The sequence below is a fragment of the Acinetobacter sp. NBRC 100985 genome (assembly GCF_000241225.1).
GTDB classification, from domain to species: domain Bacteria; phylum Pseudomonadota; class Gammaproteobacteria; order Pseudomonadales; family Moraxellaceae; genus Acinetobacter; species Acinetobacter venetianus.
Window position 1 is genome coordinate 1 of record NZ_BAEB01000003.1, and the last position, 2053, is coordinate 2053.

Annotated in this window: 2 protein-coding genes; both read left to right on the forward strand. The window is 43.6% G+C overall.

All coding sequences use genetic code 11. From position 1 onward, the window contains the following. On the forward strand, window positions 1–977 hold a 977-nt coding region (locus tag ACT4_RS00960; RefSeq protein ID WP_034604404.1), incomplete at its 5' end, for a YqaJ viral recombinase family protein. A 139-nt stretch (window positions 978–1116) separates the two neighbouring features. Next, entirely contained in the window at window positions 1117–2019 is a 903-nt protein-coding gene (locus ACT4_RS00965; protein ID WP_004963748.1) for a hypothetical protein, read from the forward strand. Window positions 2020–2053 lie beyond the last annotated feature (34 nt).

Genomic DNA, 2053 nt, shown 5'->3' on the forward strand with positions numbered 1-2053 from the left:
CTGTGGCGAAACGTCTCGCCAATACCAAGCAGATGAATTACCAGCAATGGCTTGAAGTTCGAAAGCAGGGTATTGGTAGCAGTGATGCCGCAACCGCCTGTGGACTGAATCCGTATATGTCGATGCTGGAACTATGGATGATCAAAACAGGGCGAATGCAACAAAACATCGAGGATGAAAGTGCAGGCTATGCGCCCTTGTATTGGGGTAAACAACTCGAACCTTTAGTCGCTGAGTACTACAGCATGCACACCAATCATAAAGTTCGTCGAGTCAATGCAGTGCTACAACATCCTGATGAAGACAAGCATTTTATGCTCGCCAATTTGGATTATGCCGTGGTAGGTAATGAAGAGGTGCAAATTCTTGAATGTAAAACCGTAGGGGAATATGGAGCAAAACTGTGGCGAGATGGCGTACCGCTGTATGTGCTGTGTCAGGTACAGCATCAATTGGCGGTGACAGGCAAACAGGCAGCGCATATCTGTGCCTTGATCTGTGGACATGAAACTAAAATCTATAAGGTCACACGTAATGAAACGGTGATCCAGCACATCATCAATGCAGAACGTCACTTTTGGCAATGTGTTGAAACAGGTATTCCGCCCAGTGTCGATGCCTCTGATTCAACAGCTAAAGCTTTGCAACAACTTTATCCTGAACAGATTCCATTATTGGTAGAAGACCTGACTCAAAATGAACAAGCCAACTATTTATTTAACCAATTGTTAGAAGAGCGACATAAGGTTGAACAACATCAGCAGTATTTTGATGAACTCAAACATCAACTACAAATGATGATGAAAGAAGCAGAGCGAGCGGTATTTACAGGTGGTTCAGTGACATGGAAGAAATCACAGGACTCCATCAGTCTAGACAGTAAATCCTTGCTTAAACAGCACCCTGAATATCTACAGCAATTTCCACAGACCAAAGCAGGCACACGAAGATTTCAGATTTATCCGAATGGTGGATAAAACGGATATTACTGACATCCACAATTCATTATCCAACTACCATGATCCCATACCCCAAACAAGTATGGGTTTTTTTATGCCCAAAATTTATTTATCCAAATTTAAACGCCATTTCAACATCTATATAGAGGACATCACCATGATTAAAGGTTTAGCAATCACTCCACCAGTGTTGGGTCGTATCAGTATCGGCAAGATTGTCGAAAAGAACGGTAAACGTCTGCCTGAAAAGGATGACCAATTTACCATTACTAGCCAAATCCAAAATAAGGATGGCTGGGTCAAACATCCACTGGATGAACAGCTTCGAGCAAAAGCGCCGAATCAAAACCAAAAGCTAAGAAGCATTCCTGTCCGTATGATCTTCAATGATCCTGAATTGAACCTACGGGCAGAGTACAGTCTATTTGACCGCCAGACTGGACGTTTAATCTGTTCAGGCAATGGCGAAACCTGCCAGCGACTCGGACAGAATGGTATTGAGCAACATCCATGCCCATCACCTGATCTATGCCCACTGGCACAAGGTGGGCTGTGCAAGCCTTATGGACGGCTCTACGTCAACCTAGATGAATCAGATGAGTTTGGCACCTTCATCTTTAGAACCACAGGCTTTAATAGTATTCGTACTTTGGCCGCTCGACTTCGTTACTATCATGCAGCATCAGGTGATTTGCTTTCGTGTTTGCCATTGCAATTAACCTTAAGAGGTAAAAGCACAACTCAAAGTTATCGTACTCCGATCTATTATGTGGACTTGACCTTACGTGATGGTGTGAACTTAAGTGAAGCCATTACTTCAGCCAAACAGATTGATGAGCAGAGCAAGGCAGCAGGGTTTTATCAGGAGGCGTTGGATCATGTGGCACGGCAGGGTTATGGAAATGCCAGTTTTGAGGTTGGTGGTGAAGAGGGGCTGGATATTGTTGAGGAGTTTTATAACGATGAATCTAAAGCAGAACAGTCTCAACAAAATCCTGATTTGACTCATGTTCAGGATATTCAGAAAGGGTTGCAGCAGTCAGTTCAGGCTTTGAATTGATTGGGTGGAAGCAGGACGTTTTTTCTTACAGCGA

Coding starts and splice junctions, on each gene's coding strand:
- ACT4_RS00965 (WP_004963748.1), top strand. CDS start 1,117: ATGATTAAAGGTTTAGCAATCACTCCACCAGTGTTGGGTCGTATCAGT.